Annotated in this window: 21 protein-coding genes and 1 pseudogene; 4 read left to right on the plus strand and 18 right to left on the minus strand. The window is 44.1% G+C overall.

Features of this window, described 5'->3' with window-relative positions:
* Nucleotides 1-11 precede the first annotated feature (11 nt).
* The 6 genes from T495_RS0105160 to T495_RS0105185 form a co-directional block, all read right to left on the minus strand.
* Complete coding sequence (locus tag T495_RS0105160) at nucleotides 12-233, minus strand: hypothetical protein (protein WP_033147857.1); 222 nt, start codon at nucleotides 231-233, stop codon at nucleotides 12-14.
* Nucleotides 234-306: 73 nt separating this feature from the next.
* Complete coding sequence (locus tag T495_RS0105165) at nucleotides 307-918, minus strand: hypothetical protein (protein ID WP_033147858.1); 612 nt, start codon at nucleotides 916-918, stop codon at nucleotides 307-309.
* Complete coding sequence (locus T495_RS0105170; protein WP_033147859.1) at nucleotides 918-1202, minus strand: hypothetical protein; 285 nt, start codon at nucleotides 1200-1202, stop codon at nucleotides 918-920. Before T495_RS0105170 ends, T495_RS0105165 begins: the two co-directional genes overlap by 1 nt.
* Nucleotides 1203-1208: 6 nt before the next feature.
* A complete protein-coding gene (locus T495_RS0105175) occupies nucleotides 1209-1730 on the minus strand; it encodes a hypothetical protein (protein WP_051651865.1) in 522 nt (173 codons plus the stop codon).
* Nucleotides 1727-2452: a hypothetical protein gene (locus tag T495_RS0105180; protein WP_155993458.1), complete on the minus strand. Its 726-nt coding sequence runs from the start codon at nucleotides 2450-2452 to the stop codon at nucleotides 1727-1729. Before T495_RS0105180 ends, T495_RS0105175 begins: the two co-directional genes overlap by 4 nt.
* Nucleotides 2453-2473: 21 nt before the next feature.
* Nucleotides 2474-3115, minus strand: coding sequence for a hypothetical protein (locus tag T495_RS0105185; protein WP_033147861.1), 642 nt, complete (start codon nucleotides 3113-3115; stop codon nucleotides 2474-2476).
* A gap of 310 nt (nucleotides 3116-3425) precedes the next feature.
* Here T495_RS0105185 and T495_RS16330 point away from each other — a divergent pair, with 310 nt between their 5' ends.
* Nucleotides 3426-3629: a pentapeptide repeat-containing protein gene (locus T495_RS16330; RefSeq protein WP_081832041.1), complete on the plus strand. Its 204-nt coding sequence runs from the start codon at nucleotides 3426-3428 to the stop codon at nucleotides 3627-3629.
* Between the two features lie 1052 nt (nucleotides 3630-4681).
* Here the strand turns inward: T495_RS16330 and T495_RS0105200 are convergent.
* The 4 genes from T495_RS0105200 to T495_RS0105215 form a co-directional block, all read right to left on the minus strand.
* Nucleotides 4682-5689, minus strand: a complete 1008-nt coding sequence (locus T495_RS0105200) for a hypothetical protein (RefSeq protein ID WP_231495058.1) — start codon at nucleotides 5687-5689, stop codon at nucleotides 4682-4684.
* Nucleotides 5690-5737: 48 nt separating this feature from the next.
* Nucleotides 5738-6838: an ATP-dependent Clp protease proteolytic subunit gene (locus T495_RS0105205; RefSeq protein WP_033147862.1), complete on the minus strand. Its 1101-nt coding sequence runs from the start codon at nucleotides 6836-6838 to the stop codon at nucleotides 5738-5740.
* A gap of 63 nt (nucleotides 6839-6901) precedes the next feature.
* Nucleotides 6902-7321, minus strand: a complete 420-nt coding sequence (locus T495_RS0105210) for a hypothetical protein (protein WP_033147863.1) — start codon at nucleotides 7319-7321, stop codon at nucleotides 6902-6904.
* Between the two features lie 58 nt (nucleotides 7322-7379).
* The gene (locus T495_RS0105215; protein ID WP_155993460.1) at nucleotides 7380-7844 is read right to left on the minus strand and encodes a hypothetical protein; all 465 of its coding nucleotides are present in this window, start codon (nucleotides 7842-7844) and stop codon (nucleotides 7380-7382) included.
* 498 nt (nucleotides 7845-8342) lie between these two features.
* On the opposite strand from T495_RS0105215, the pseudogene T495_RS16335 reads away from it, so the two are divergent.
* Nucleotides 8343-8522: pseudogene (locus tag T495_RS16335) on the plus strand (hypothetical protein); the annotation flags it as partial.
* A 644-nt stretch (nucleotides 8523-9166) separates the two neighbouring features.
* On the opposite strand, the gene T495_RS0105225 reads toward T495_RS16335, so the two are convergent.
* The 8 genes from T495_RS0105225 to T495_RS0105265 form a co-directional block, all read right to left on the minus strand.
* Complete coding sequence (locus T495_RS0105225; protein ID WP_197020346.1) at nucleotides 9167-10039, minus strand: VapE domain-containing protein; 873 nt, start codon at nucleotides 10037-10039, stop codon at nucleotides 9167-9169.
* Nucleotides 10040-10404: 365 nt separating this feature from the next.
* A complete protein-coding gene (locus tag T495_RS0105230) occupies nucleotides 10405-11097 on the minus strand; it encodes a hypothetical protein (RefSeq protein WP_033147867.1) in 693 nt (230 codons plus the stop codon).
* A gap of 10 nt (nucleotides 11098-11107) precedes the next feature.
* A complete protein-coding gene (locus T495_RS0105235) occupies nucleotides 11108-11596 on the minus strand; it encodes a hypothetical protein (RefSeq protein WP_033147868.1) in 489 nt (162 codons plus the stop codon).
* 392 nt (nucleotides 11597-11988) lie between these two features.
* Complete coding sequence (locus tag T495_RS0105250; RefSeq protein WP_197020347.1) at nucleotides 11989-12183, minus strand: hypothetical protein; 195 nt, start codon at nucleotides 12181-12183, stop codon at nucleotides 11989-11991.
* Between the two features lie 43 nt (nucleotides 12184-12226).
* Complete coding sequence (locus T495_RS0105255; protein ID WP_033147872.1) at nucleotides 12227-12415, minus strand: hypothetical protein; 189 nt, start codon at nucleotides 12413-12415, stop codon at nucleotides 12227-12229.
* Between the two features lie 89 nt (nucleotides 12416-12504).
* A complete protein-coding gene (locus T495_RS16340; protein WP_081832025.1) occupies nucleotides 12505-12690 on the minus strand; it encodes a helix-turn-helix domain-containing protein in 186 nt (61 codons plus the stop codon).
* Entirely contained in the window at nucleotides 12675-12965 is a 291-nt protein-coding gene (locus T495_RS0105260; protein WP_033147873.1) for a hypothetical protein, read from the minus strand. Before T495_RS0105260 ends, T495_RS16340 begins: the two co-directional genes overlap by 16 nt.
* Before the next feature lie 805 nt (nucleotides 12966-13770).
* Nucleotides 13771-14115 carry a helix-turn-helix domain-containing protein gene (locus T495_RS0105265; RefSeq protein WP_028904607.1) on the minus strand — a complete coding sequence of 115 codons (345 nt, stop codon included), beginning with the start codon at nucleotides 14113-14115 and terminating at the stop codon, nucleotides 13771-13773.
* A gap of 386 nt (nucleotides 14116-14501) precedes the next feature.
* Between T495_RS0105265 and T495_RS0105270 the strand changes: the two genes are divergently transcribed.
* Entirely contained in the window at nucleotides 14502-14957 is a 456-nt protein-coding gene (locus T495_RS0105270; RefSeq protein WP_028904606.1) for a cupin domain-containing protein, read from the plus strand.
* A complete protein-coding gene (locus tag T495_RS0105275; protein WP_028904605.1) occupies nucleotides 14951-15247 on the plus strand; it encodes a pyridoxamine 5'-phosphate oxidase family protein in 297 nt (98 codons plus the stop codon). Before T495_RS0105270 ends, T495_RS0105275 begins: the two co-directional genes overlap by 7 nt.
* Nucleotides 15248-15328: the final 81 nt, after the last annotated feature.

Raw genomic sequence — 15328 nt, forward strand, 5'->3', positions numbered from 1 at the left:
TCCTGTATTAGTTACATAAAATCAGGGAAAGTACAGCCATATTCCTCTGATTTGTTGTTTTCTCTGTTCTTATTACTTGCGGCTGTTAATTTCTTTAAGAACCATGGACCTAATAAAGGCGTGAGTACTACAGAGAAAGCATAATATAGAATCTTATCCCAAGTAGTAGCTTCCTCTGGAAGATATTTCTTCCGAATGAGATAAGCTATAAGTAGGAAAGTCAATATAATCATATTATGCTCCTTTCTTTTTTGGGCAAATATAGGGAATTATTTTGAGAAATGCAAGAGAGAAAGGAATTTTTTGCTATTCTTGGGGCTTTTCGTCGAAAATCTCTTCAAAATTCATGTCGGCTTCCTCGTACTCGATATTCAGCGTATCAGGGTTAGAAGCGCCCAGCTCCTTGGTGAGCTTCTTGATACGCTCGTCGATGTTAGGTACGGGATTGATACCAACCACACGTGGGTCGGTGGTGGGGAAGAAGGGCTGCACTACTATCATGTGATAAGGTACTGCAGTCTCGTCTTCGACATCGATGCGGTTGTACTTAGCATACGAGGTGGCCGCTTTCTCCATTGTCTTAGTATCCTTGCGCTTTTTCGCCATCTGATATGTTTCCAGTATCATCTCGTTATAGCGCCAACGGTGATAGTCGCGTGAGGCCTCTGACAGATTAGGAAGAAGGGACTTCACGATTTTTAGGTCAGCGTAGGCAGTGACCTTGGAGATGCCATAACGCTGCATGATTTCATCCACGAACTGGCGGTCCTTAGCGTCGCAGTTCGAGATGCACCAAGTGACCATATCACGCAGGCGGATAATGTGGTCAACCTGTGTGATAGCATACTTGGCCTCTAAGTCTTCACGCTGGGTGTAGAGGTCAGCTCGGGCGATATCTATGATACTGGGTAGTGGCATTACTCATCATCCTCCATATCCATGAGATTCTTCTGGGCATTCTCGAGGGCGAGGGGAGAACCTACGTAAGCTAATTGCATTTCCTGATGCAGCAGCTTTACCTTAGAAGCGGCTTTGCCCTTGTGGTAACGCTTGCTGACTTCAGTAGAACGATCGGCAATATCCTCGCGGAGCTGCTCGGCGGGGATGTCGAAAAGTACGGCTATATCTGAAATCTTTAGATAGATAGAGGCGTATTGCTCAACTTGATTGAGCATTTCTTCGGTGTATTCTACTGTAGTCATGATGGCTTATTGGTCTTGGATTCGTTGAATGAATAGGTCGTAAAGCGGAACGCTGTGATTATTGATTAAATCAGTAACCTCTGCGTGGAGCGTGGCGAAAATCGCCTTATCAGTAGAGATGAAAGCAGACTCGTGGCGATTTCCTCGGGTCAGATTCTGTGAGGTAATGACTGAGACTGTAGCGCCAGACTCAGCCTGTACCAGCAGAATCTTCGAGTGATTGTCAGTGAGGAAGGTACGCTGAATTACCTGTGTCATGAATGACCAGAGCTTCAGTGTTTTGTTTGTGGCCTTATGGTCAAGAACCAGGTTGAACTCGCTGACGCGCCCTGATTTTTCTATGAAAAACAGTCGGCGCAGGAACTCCTCGGAAATAGAGAATGAAGTCTGCCACACCTTGGCTGTGCCTACCTGCTCCAGAATCCATTCAAGTAGGTCTGCTACCTGAACGGCATTGGAGAGATAGGCTTGTGAAGGGCACTCAGAGAGTGGTTTCACAACGTCAGCCATGGATGCGGTACGCTTCATGCTTTCTTAGAGGTCTTCTTTGTGGTACGCTTAGTAGCAGCCTTCTTCTTAGGCTTTGCCTCTGAAGGAGTGGACTCCTTGTCTGGCTCCTCGGAAGTAAGGTCAGATACGGGAGAATCTGCCTTTTCGGATGCTGGAGCTGCGACTGTTACTGGAGTACCGGAAATGAAGTGGTCGTAGATGTCCCAGTTCTGAACGCGCTTCTTATCGAGAGCGATGATTTCCTTGAGGAACGGGTAACGCTCGCTGTCAGGACAGGTGGCGTTATCGAGGCTGAGTGTGCGCAGCTTCAGATGCAGCTCGCGCATACGATGAATAATGTCCAGATTCTCTACGTAGAGTGCCTGAATCTCTTCAGGCAAAGTGTCATGGTCAGCTCTTTTTCCTGCCTTGAATTCTGCAAATTCTTCAGATTTATTGGAGCCTTCTGAACTGGAATTGTAGGCAGGCTTAATGACCTTATTTACGATTTCGTCGACTTCAGATTGCATTTCATTCACCTGATCCTTGGTGAGTTTCTGAAGGCGAAAATCCAGGTATTTCTGTAGCTGACCTTTGATGAATTCTGCCTTTCCTTTTGGATTAATAGATATGTTATGGTACATGATTCGATTACCCGAAAGCTGGAGTAAAAGGAGTGCTCCTTCTGCCCAGTCCTTTTGATGGTCAGGTGTATTCATCCATGTCTGAAGGGTGGCTGTAAAATTGGGGTCTTGTTTCATATAGTTGGCTTATAATTTACTTTATAGTTTATTGTTTATACCGCTGAAAAACAGCAAGTTCTTATTGAATGGCTCAAGTGCTTTTTTCATTGCTTGAAGTGTCTGCCCTGTTGTAACGAAGTCGTCAAAACAGATTATATTCTGCTCGTCAGGAACGATGTTCACGTCGAAGATGGCGCCCACTCGCTGCTTTGTCCTGCAGGAACAAACATCCTCGTAGAACGGGATGGAGAGGCGGGCGGCAATGGCCTCGGAGATACGTGTAGCAAAATTCTTCACGAGGTGGCGACGTTTGGGTGTGGTGATGATACACCAGCTACCTTTTGAAAGATCCGGACCGATGACGTCATTGATGTATGCTACCATGGTGGTGGCAAAGAAAAGCACCATTGTGTCATCTGCCTTAATTTCTGTGAGCGTACGACCATATACAGACTTCTGCCAATATGAGAGAAAGAAGAGTCCAGAGCGCCGTGTCAGGCGAGGGCGCGGTGTGAAGTCGCAACGCGCTTCCACCGTCTTATCCCATCCTTTGCGCTTCTGCTCAGCAAAGATATCTTGCTCGCGCTTGGCCTGAATATCTTTCAATGCGAGCTGCGCACTCCCGATATCAGGGACTTCTATCTCTGATAGCAGGTCGCCCATATCTATTGGAGTGCGCATACTCTAATGACTATTTAATACTACTTCTTTGATTAGTCTTCGGTTGACCCAGATACTACATTGATGGTGAACCATTTCTTAGAACCGGCATAAACATCAATGGTATTAGGTGCTTGAATTATGTTATAGTCGTTGTTTCCCCATGTGGCTTCTGTACCGTCGGCATTCATCGGGATACCAGCATCGTCGTCTTCTCCTCTTACCCAGAGTGCAACGCGGCTCATGTTGACACCGGTAACTTTGAGAGAAGAGAATGTGTTGTAGACTGTAATTGTACCTAAAGAAGGGTCAATCTTGTCGCCATTGACGTATGCTTCATTGTATTGAGCATTGCCAATTACAACGGTGCTTGTGCCGCTGGTGTTCCCTCCAGAAGTGTTCCCTCCAGAAGTGTTCCCTCCAGAAGTGTTCCCTCCAGAAGTGTTCCCTCCAGAAGTGTTTCCTCCAGAAGTGTTTCCTCCAGAAGTGTTTCCTCCAGTGTTACCACCAGAGCTACTTGAAGAAGTCAAGTTGATTGTGAACCAGAGTACGTCTGTTCTGTTGTTGCCTGTGCCTTCCTCACGGTAAATCTTAACCGTCTTAGGAGCGGTGATTACATCATTGCAAGTAGCTGATGTGCCTGCAGTATTAATTTCAATCTCGGTCTCCATCTCATTACCTGCCTTGTATGAGAGGTATGACATGTTTGTACCAGTGAACTTCATTGAAGTCAGATTCCCTGTAATACTGATTGTACTGCCTTTAGTGATGGAGCGTGACTGGCCGTTGATTACGACGGTACCGTCATAGATTGGTTCTGAAGAATTGTTGCCGCTACCACTATTCCCACTGTTGTTGCCACTGCCAGAGCTATTATCTCCACCAGTGGCTGGATTAGGGTTTGGATTAGGTGTAAATGTACCGTCGTCGGTGACAATCTTTCCTGTATAGAAAGGAGCAGGGCACTCGTCAGTGGCTTCTACGTTGATGGTAGTAGAGGTGGAACCTGTAGCACCCTGTCCGAGATCCTGGGCAACAGTCGTCTTTGTTGGCCATTTGTCCGAACCAACAACACGGACTGCACCACGCATATCCTCAACAAGGAACACGTTGTCATTGTTGTTCAGATATGCTGCAGCTGCTGATGCTTCTGCTTCAACACCAGGATGAACTGCTACCAGTTTGTTCAACTGTGTCTGTGATGGGTATTCGCCCTGAGCCTCAGATGTCAGCTGTGACTTGTCAGAGATGATGTCGATGAACTTCCAGCTGGTATCAGCTCTTAGAACGAAGTCGCCTGTATATGCAGCAGAGATGAGACGTCCGTTAGCATCATGCTGGAGAACTGGCCACTGTAGGATATCGTATTTTGAGATATAGTAAATTCGGCGCTTAACGCCGGGCAGCTCGGGGCGCCCTTGGCACCATGCGAGCGATCTTTGTACTGATGAACAGTCAGGCATAAATATTAATTGTTTAAAGGGTTAATGAATCTTGTAAAATGGGAGCCAGAGCCTTCACAGGTGCTGGCATCCCTGAGAAATTGGAAGAATTAATAAGAAATCGTCTATGGAGTTTTGAATTTGGTTAGTCGCTATTTCCTGAGTCGTCAGAACTATTGTTGCTTGATGGCTTAGAGCCTAACTCAACTACTTTCAAGCGACGCTTGTCGATAGACTCGAACTGACAGCCGAAGAACATGGTGGCGATATACGAGAGGATGAATGGCTCGTACTCCTTGACCATGACATTCTCTGTATCACCCATCTGGTCGTAACCAACAAGCATGTTAATCTTGGGGCTTACGTGGATAAACTTAGAGTCAGCCTTATTTGCCAGCGGGCAGAGGATCAACTTGCCGTTAGAGCCTTCAACGGCGGTCTGATTATACTGATTGTTATAGTTGATACCTGCATGTGTCAGAAGGTAGCCCTCGTTGTACTTGTCAGCGAAGTCCTGCGAACAGTACATATAACATGTCTGTGCGCGAAGGTGAGGATCCAGGGAGAAGAGAACCGCCTTGGCGATATCCACGGCATTAGCGGTGGTAACCTCGTCGGTGAACTTCATATAGTTGCCTTCTTCCTTGGCAATCTTTCCGTCCTCGATTTCCTGGTCGGTGATGGTATCAAAACCATCGAAGAGATCGAGAGTGGTATCACCTGAGGCATTGCGTTTACCTGCCCAGATAGCGTTGTTCAGATTCTCGGACAGCGACTTGGCGATCAATGCCAGCACATGCTTGGCTGTAGGAGCCTGCATCTGTCCGTCGCCCTTTGTGTCGCCGATGGCTCCAAGAAGGGTGGAGATGGCGCTGTTCGGTTCGAACTGGGCAACTACAGAACCGAAGAATGTCTCTAAGGTTCGGAAATCCATGTCCAGATTGAAGTTCGAACGGCGTGCGGGCTTGTACGGGGCGAACTGTGCGTTGCCGTTGAGTGCTGCCACGCTTTCCTTGTATCGGATGCCAGGACGACCGGTCATGAATTTGAGTGTGTCCTGAATGCCGATAATGGGCAGCATAAGGAGATCTTTGCGGTACTTACGGGCCGCATCCTGATACTCCTCAAGAGTGAATGAAAGTTTTCCTGCCATAAATAATGATAAGGTTTGATGGTTGATGTTTAGATTTTAAGAAAATGGTTAAGGAAGCTCGTCAAACAAAGCCTGCGCATTAGCTCGTGACTCGAAGTACTGCTCAGCATCAGACTTCTCCGCAGGCTGCTGGTTGTGTTTGTCGTTGACAACCTGTGCAGTCGTGTCAGCAGGCTTCTTTTTGAGTTCGCTGACTTCGGCCTGCAGCTGTGTGTTTACATCTGAGAGGGCCTGCTTCTCAGATGTTAGTGTCTGAATCTGTTCTTTCAAGTCGCTGATGGTCTGTTTGTCCGCGCTGATGGCTGATTCAATAGTGTCCAACTGGGCATCGGAAAGTGTGATCTTGCCATCCATACTCATGAAGTGTTCACAAGAGAGAATGGCACAGATGGATTTGAAGATTTTTTTCATTGGGTTTATGGATTGAGAATTAAAAAGTTCGGATTTCTTGGAATGTGTGAAATACTGGGTAAGTGCGCTCATGAACTTTGTGAATGTAGACTGCTCCAGTGAGGTCAGGTGCATTCTAGGCATGTCAGGAACCGGAATTCCTGCTGCAGACATGGCACTGGCCATTGTGTCGGTGAGTACGGGAGGCTCTTCTTCCTCGTAGTCAGTCAGTTCGTCCACAAAACCCCACGCGAGGGCCTCCTGGGCTGTGAGCCATCCTCCGACCTTCATCAGTTCGAGAAGATCTTTCTTCTCTTTCTTACATCGGGTGGCATACATCTGGGCGATGTTGGCATCCAGTTTATCGAGGTCGGCTTTCTGGTGCTCGATATTGTCGATGAGCGCCTGTAGGCCGTCAGAGTTGAGCTGTCCCCATTCGAAGAAGCCTACGCTACATTTATGAACAAGGTACATGGCTGACGAGTCCATGGTGATGTGCTTGGCTCCGAGAGATGCGATTGTGGCTGCACTTGCATTCATACCCACGAAATGCACATTGACATTTCCATGGCGCTTAAATGCCGAGAAGATGGATAGGGCGGTGTTTGACCTGCCTCCCAGCGAGTCAATCAGGACATAAACCTCTTCCCCTTTATTCTTGGAGAGAATGTAGTCCACATAGTCCGCATCGAAGTCATAACCTCCGACGAAGCCTTTCAGGTGAAGGTGATAGTTAGTTTCTGTGTTGGTTGTTGCCATAATAATTTTGAATTATGGCACAAAGATATATACAGATAAATTCCGTGAAAAAGACGAAAGAAACTACACTGTGTATGGAATCAGCGCCTTACGAGCGGTGAATGAAACTTCATATTTTACAGATGCAGCTTCACCATCAGGCTTCGAAGTGCTTGAAGAGCACTTTATTGTAGGGTAAAGCCTTTCGTGCGTACCTATAATATAGTGCTTGTTGTTAACTGTCGATATCAGGAATGCCAGTGGTGTACTGGTAGGTAGCGTGTCAAGTGTGGTAAAGATGAGCTTTACCTTCTCTGTGGGTGTATTATTGTCTGGGGACTCTTCAAGTTCGCATACAGGTATGGACTTAATGGATATTGGAGTTGCCGAGCCGCTAATGGTGACTGGGTAGTCTGCCAGGACCTGGTATATCAAGTCCGCAGGCAGATTGCTACAGGGCATATAACTTATGGCAATGATGCCAGGCAATGAAATACAATTCATAATTCAAACAGTTCAAACAAATCAAACAATTCCAACAAAAACGGAAAAAGCCGAAAATCTATTTGAAGTCGGAATGATTTTTGAAGTTTTTTCTCTTTTGTATGGTTCTGAAACAGTTTTTCTTTCTCTGATAGATCTTTTTAATAGAATCGGACGTGGTACCATCTTCCTTGATACCTCGAAGTTCCATGAACTGATAAATCAGAGCATTAAGTTCGCTGCCACACCGGTCGATGTCGTGAAGATATTCCCAGAGGTCGACTTTAAAGTCATTCTTCAGCATCTGCAGCAGACAGTTCTTTCCTATGTCAGAGAGATAATTGTATGTACGAGGGTCATGGCTTTTGTAGTATGGTATGGCGATTGCAACTTCTCCTTCCTGTTGTGTAGGAGGAATTATACCATCAGGAAGCTTGACTGTGGATTTTTTCAGGAAGTCGCTTTCAGCTGAACCACGAACTAGTGAAATCGGTTCACATCCTCCATGACGATGGATAAGCCACTGTCGGAGATAGGTAGGCATTTTTAAGTAAATACAGAACTGACTCATTATAGTAATACTTATTGATTTTGATGCAAAGATACTAAAAATCAGCGATATAACCAAAAGACAACAAATCAAACTTTCACAACAAAATATAAAAAAGCCGAAACCTTAATTGAAGTCGGAAAGATTTTTTGTAAAAAGATGATGCAGTACCATTTTTTATTTATATCTTTGCAGCCAGAGATCTTTGATTTTTAAAGCCTAACCTCCACGGGCTATCAGTGTGGAGGAATTACACATACGCTAACATATTCATATAGAGATGAAAAAGTTGAGTAAGAAGTGGCTGATTCTGGAACATTACGTCCGGACAGCAGAGATTGAAATGAACGGTGTAACCGTCCGAGTATGGAAACCAAGATTCATGGGAAAATTGCCAGCTATAGGCATGCGTGACATTATGGTGCAGGCATACAAAACCTATGACATCTATGCACATAACAAGGTAATATGGGACACCCGTCATCCAGATTATGGATTTTGGGATGCGCAGATTACCATTTGTGCAGACCCACATCGCAAGTGCGTAGATGTATATATTTGTGCATTACTCATACGCCCTTTCTCAGAAGAGGCACGCCTGCACTACGCAGAAAGATGTGGACTGGAGCCTATGGACAGACTGGTGCTTATGTGGGATTCACGACAGTTTGATGCCGATGGTGGCTATTCAACTGACGGGAACGGAAGCTTTGAGGCTGCAAAGAGTTCATTTACCTATGAAGATATCTTCTGTGTCAGGGATTCAAATTCCGATATAGAGGACTCGAGCAAATCATAATTTGTCATTCAGACAAATTATAATAATGCCCCGACTTGCATTTCAAATAGTGCAAGACGGGGCTTTTTCGTAGAGCGAATACTATACGAAATAAATATAAACATCAATTTTATGGGTACTACATACTACAACGTACTGAAATCCCCTGTTTATCCGAGAACTGAGTGATTTTTGGTGTAGTAACCCAACATTTGTAGTAACTTGTAGTAACTCTTCTTTTTGCTACTTTTCGTTTCCTATACTTTGGGGAGGGTACTACAATGAAATTCCTCTATGTGAGATAATTGTGACACTTTTTCAAGTGTATGTAGTAACTGTAGTATGCTATTCACGAAGCAAATTCTTTTTTCTTGCGCCTTGTTTTTATCTCACAATCTTCATTTTTGAAGATTTCACGAAAGCGAGAACTTATTTATATATAAAAAGGGGCATGCGAAAAAAAAGTTTTTTTTAAAAAAAGAGTTGCAGGACTTCACAGCCCCGCAACTCGCAAAAATCTAAAATAACATATGATCAACTAACTTTGGTCGAACATAGGAATGATGTCGTAACCATACCTTGGGTCACCATTCTTGTTGCGGGAAGAGTGGGGGGTGAAGTTGAGGATAGACAGGGCCTGACCAACCGTCACTTCTGTCACTTGCTGAGTGACTGAAGAGAGCTTGCGACGTTCCTTCAGCTGCTCGACAATATCCTTTGCTGTCATAAACACTCCCTTTTCATTCTCCCTGGGCTTGCGATAGTGGAGTTTCAGCAGACGAAGGGCATTGGACTCGCATACATACTGGCGATTCTCGTTAACGAATTCGTCGTACTCTTCTTGCGACCAGGTCGGATTAAATCCACCATCGAGCAGCATAACAGCTTCTGCCCAAAGCTGGTCAACATCTAGAGAGGCGCGATAATCATCAAAACCGTCGACCTCTATCACAGCAAGTCGTCGCATCAGACCTTTGTCAGGGATCCTTATAAATCCCCCCATTCTATGATTCTTGTTTGAGGTAAAGCAGACGGAGGCAACACGAGGAGCTTTCTCAGAGTACCGAGAGCCTTGTCGCTTTACTTCGATAACACTGGATGACATTAACTGTTTAAAGTCTTCCTCATTACTCTTTTTGATGGCTGCAAACTCGTCGAAATTGAGGATAAATCGCTGTACGAACCCTAGTGGCATTTGGAATAGACGCTCGTCTTTCTGTGCAACCTGGTAGTATTCCCTTAGACAGGGTGGAACCAACATTTCAAAGAAGGTAGTCTTACCAATACCAGCCTTTTCTCCAACCAGTCCAAGAGCTACGTCATTCTGGCGTATGCCCAGGGCGCATGCTGCAGCAGCTATCAGCCATTTACGAAATATCCGGCTTGCCCTCTCAGGACTACCGACAACCACATGCAATGAAGAACTGAGTAGGTCTATCTGGGAGGGTCCAATGTATTTACCATGAAGAGAATCTAAATAGTCGCGTATGGGATTGAAAGATTCCATCTGATTGGGGCTTGAAAGAAGTAACTTCAGAACCTTCTGTGAAACAGGAAGTTCATCAGCATATGCATGAAGAAAAATGTCATCCTCTGTAATAGGATGCATATAATGGTATGAACACTCAGGAGTAGGACTGAGTGACACCTTAGTCCGGTCGAGAAGATTTACCCGGACTATATAGTTCATATTAAGCCATTCCTTGACCTCGTCAAGACGGTTATGAATACGGTCGGAAGAAGCTGTAGCTGTGAGCTGTTTGCGAATTTTCTTGGTCATATCGTATTATATTCACGTCGGCTTTCGCCAGTCATTTCTACTATGTTCATCATCTCACGTATACGGTCGCCTATATCCTGTCCATAACCTACAAGATTCCCTTTTTCATCACGCCATTTGGATAGTGAGGTAATCTTGAAATTTGAAGTAAAAAAAGTTCTGGCTCCCTTGTTGTAGCGTATTGCGATTAATTCTTTAATTGGGTGTATCGTGTTGCCAAATGCTTTCATCTCCATTGGTTCGCGACCAACTTCATCAATAAAGAGTGGACGGGAAGCGAAAGAATCGTATCCCTTTTCGGATATCTTATAGCACAACTCTGGAGCGGGTATCATTTCTACCGTGTTACCTGAGATAAAATGCAGAATCTCGCAGAATGAGCGCATCAGAATAGTCTTACCACATCCTACTTTTCCCCCTATATATATGCCTTTGTTAATGTCCCATTTGCAGTCCTTTGAGCCTGTAGCATAGAGCCACATCTGGTGAATAATCTCTTTATTATCGTCGTCCACGATAAAGCTTCTGAATATACCGCGTTCGGCCATGAATGTTTCTGCATTAGCCTTCAGAAGCTGCCAGAAGTTCTTTTTGCTCAGAGAAGCACAGTGCCATATATTCAGATTTCTTGAGTACTCATAATAATCCTTGTTCTTTTTCTCAATGGCATCGTTAACCAACTTATCCATCCTTTTCTGATCAATAGTCCCCATCGCTCTTCACTCCTGATATTGTCGGCTGTTCGTAACTCTTTTCTGTAACTTTGAAGAACTTCTGATATCCTCCAGCCATTGCATATTGAAGATATTCGATAGCTTTATCTTCGCTGTCTTCGCTGATTGCTTTTAACTGTGCGAGTGCTGCATATTCCATCCGGCTTTTCATCCGTCTGTTATGCTGCTCTAAAAGATAATCCTTCCACATCTGCCAATGGGAAGAGAACTCCTGACTAGACCATGGAAGACTTATTTCGACAGGATCGACGCTCAGGCTAGATTGCTCTATTTGGTCGCACAGCATCTCGGCCTTTTCTTTCATCACATTCCATTTTTTTACAAATGGTTTATGTCGCTTCTCTGTTGTTGACGGCATTCCTGATGTGATAAAACTATTCAGCTCTTCATTCGCATTTTCAAGCGATTGCCAGAACTGATCTACTATAGATTGGATATTTCTATCGTGCTTCATTTCTTTTAGTGATTGGTACAAAATAATATTCAGTCATTGTCAGATTTGAATGAATCTGGTGACTGCTTTTCCTCGTATTTTGTGACTTTGAATTTGGACCATGGCTGTTGTCGCTTGTATCTGGAAATGGCTTTATGCTTCTCCATCAAAGCATTTGCAGAAGACCAAGAGCGTGGGGACGAAACTGCCTCACGCTCACCGGTAAGATTGTTGATTGCTGTTACAATATACTGCATTCTCCAGCTTTAAAAGCTACTATGCCAAACTGCATTAGTACCAGAAATTTCTGGTATTCCTCTTCATCCTCGAAGGTCATTCTTTCCGAATGGGTCTTGCCATCGAAAGTCAGGATGATAGAACCTTGGTCAGTTGTCTGTTTTGATACTCTTTCCCTAGCTCTTTTCCTCATAGTCATGTTCCTCCACAATCTGACCATCTAAATGCACTTCTGAAGATGTGTCTATAATGCATCCGAAAGAGTTTGCTCCTGAGGAGATCATCATTCCTAATACGAATACAAATCCCTGGAACTGGCTCTCGTCGTCGAACCACATGTGAGACTCTATCTGACCGTCGTTGAAGGTCAATGTGATTCTCCCTCTTTGGTCTTTATCTTTTCTAATTATTGGTTTATACATTTTCTGTCAATTCTTCGTTAATTACTATTTCTTTTATATTCGGATGATGGAAGAGTATAGAATATCCGTCTTCAAGAATCGCAGATTTTTCCTTCTGGGTGATAACTCTATTTCCCTCTGCAGGAATGTCTTTCACCTTGAAAAGAATCTTTCCTTTTACTTTCTGAATTATATATCTCATAGCTAAATAGAATTTGAAATATGAAAAATGCCCTGTGCCGTGGTCTTCACAGAGGACGGGAACAGGGACTTCCCAGTTAAAGGTAATTTCTATAATTGTCGGATATACTCAAACAACTCACTTTTAAGAAAATATATTCTTCTCCCAACATGATGAGCTGTTATTTCACCTCTTTCAACTCTCTTGTACATACCCCATGTGGATATCTTACAGACCTCTGCTGCTTCTGTAATACTCAGAATATCTTCTATTGGTGCAGTTATAGTCTCAGCCATTCCTCAGGGATTTTTTTACGCCATTCACGTATTAAACTAGAATCTTTCAACTCGGCCTCCCTTTCATCCGCTGTAGTAGCAACCAGATATGCCTGTAGCAGATGTTTTTTTGTAGAAATATGAATGAAAAGATTCAGCTTCTTGGCCACAAGAATGTTATAATCAGATAGCTGTACTTGAAATGATCTGAGTTTCTTGTAGTCATTGAATGTTACCAAAGCTGTATCACCAGCCTTCAGAGCGTGAGCAGTATCAAGTGGATTTCCCGTAATCATTTCTTTATATTTAATAAGGTGTAACAACAGACTTGATGATTCTCGTACTCAACTGGGAATCCCAGCTACTTCCTTTGATTGAAAAATATTGTTTTACCATATATTTATAATGTTAAGTTTGTATTATGCATGCTTGTGCATGGCGAGTTCATTTTGAATCGCGATGCAAAGATATAGATATAGCTGTCAACCAAGTTGTGACCATAAAAGAAATTGTATCAATCAATCAAGTCTTTAACCAATTAATCAAATAATAAAACAAATATTAACTAATCAATCAATAAAATGATACAGATAATTTGGCTGTATCAAAAAAATTGCTTACCTTTGCAATGTCCATCTAATCAATCAATTAATAAATAAAGATTTTGAAAGGGTGGAGGGTACAGAGGTACTTCTGGAAACTGATTTTTTGAACTATTTAACTGATATTCACACGAAGCAAGTGGAATTCTCAAAAATGAATCTTGATACACTTGTCCAAGAAGTATCAAATCAACTTGTAACGTGCTGATAATCAATATAGGGTATAATTCCGCCGGAATCACAACAAATGGTAAAGGTGATAGACTCGAAAGAGGCTGTCACCTTTGTTTTTTAGGCAAAAGGCAGCGACTTAACCGTTCGGATTTCGTCCTGCATGCGCCAGATAGATAGGATGATTCGGTTTGATATGAAGTCGAAAGCGTAGTAGCCACCGCCAATGCATTGGTCGCCCGGTTACAGCAAGTCCTTATGCTGTTCAACCATTCCCAGACGGAAAACACCGTCCATTGTGATGATGAATTTGGGTAGTAGCATACTTTTAATCTGTTACCACTTCATTGAAATGCTCCTTGCCCCAAGCTATCAGAGCCGTAAGTGCTGGCATCAGCGATTTGCCTGTCTCTGTCAGGGAATACTCCACTCGGGGTGGAACCTCCGGATAGACCTTACGATGAACGAGATGGCTCTGCTCCAGATTCTTCAGGGTCTGCGAAAGCATCTTCTGAGAGCAGTCCGTCATCAGTCGGCGGATCTCATTAAAGCGCAATACACCAGTCTCGTTGGTGTGGAGCATATAGAGTACCAACATTGACCACTTGTCGCCGAAACGACTCACTACTTGCCTGATAGGACAGGCTAAATACTCTGCTTTGATATCTGCCATAACTATAGATTTTGTCGCAAGGATAGTGCAAACCGAATGCAATCGAGCTTGCTCGAATTGCTGAGGTGCAGCCTGTCCTCGCCGTGTTTACACGGCAAAGGTAACAAATAGTTACTGAATTACCAAATTATACTTAGTTAATCTAAGTTAACGCTACATTCACGGGAGTCCGATAACATCCTAATTCCTACTTTTTGGTAACTATGTCACCTAAAAGTGCCTTCTTGTGGGAATGAAAAACTTGCCGTACCTTTGCGCCCAGTTAAGAACTGGTCGCGATGATGCTCACGCTCGGCAGAGCTCAAACGAGTTTGGCTCTGCTCTCGCTTAATCGCATCATTGTCAGCGTCAAAACGAACAAATAACATTTTAAACGAATAAGAATTATGAAACAGATTGAGACAATTAAGAGTGGTAAGAATTATAGCGCAGTAAGCGTAGGTAAGATGAGTGAGATTATCGAGCACGTGCTTCCGATGGGCCCCAATGTAACCATTCAAGGTAAGGTGTTCGCAGGTCAGGCCGTAGGTGCTACAGGCAGCGAACTGAGTTTCCAGACACTCGTTCCTGGTCAGGACAGCGGTTTCCTGCACACCCACAAGACTCACGAGGAACTTTACATTATCCTGAAGGGCGAAGGCCAGTATCAGGTGGATGGTGAGATTTTCCCTGTCAGCGAGGGTTCTATTATACGTGTGGCTCCCGATGGTAAGCGTGCGCTGAAGAACACAGGCAGCGAGAACCTGACTATGCTCTGCATCCAGTACAAGGCCAATGCCTTCACTGAGGCTGACAGCCCCATGACCGATGGAACTATCCTGCAGGAAGAACTGAAATGGTAATCGAGATGTTCGACAAAGCTATTCAGTTTCTGAAAGACCACAAAGAGATTGCCCTTGCAACCAGCGAGGGCAATCTGCCAAAGTTACGCATCTTTCAAATTATGAAGCAGGAAGGGCATGTGCTTTACTTTGCCACTTCTGCCAAGAAAGCCGTTTGGCACGAGTTACGCCAGAATCCCAATGATGATTTGTCTCCAACACCACCGCTATTTCAGCCTTTTGACCTCATTGCAGGCGAGGTTGGACAAGGCTTCGTTGGCGAAAGATTCCAGAAAAAAAGATTAGCTTAAGGCTTCGGCCACCTGAATATGTCTGCTTGCGCCATATTCCGGCTTGGTGCTGATGAGCTTTTGGAATAGCGTTGATTTGCT

The sequence above is a fragment of the Prevotella sp. P6B1 genome (assembly GCF_000702825.1).
Taxonomy (GTDB): domain Bacteria; phylum Bacteroidota; class Bacteroidia; order Bacteroidales; family Bacteroidaceae; genus Prevotella.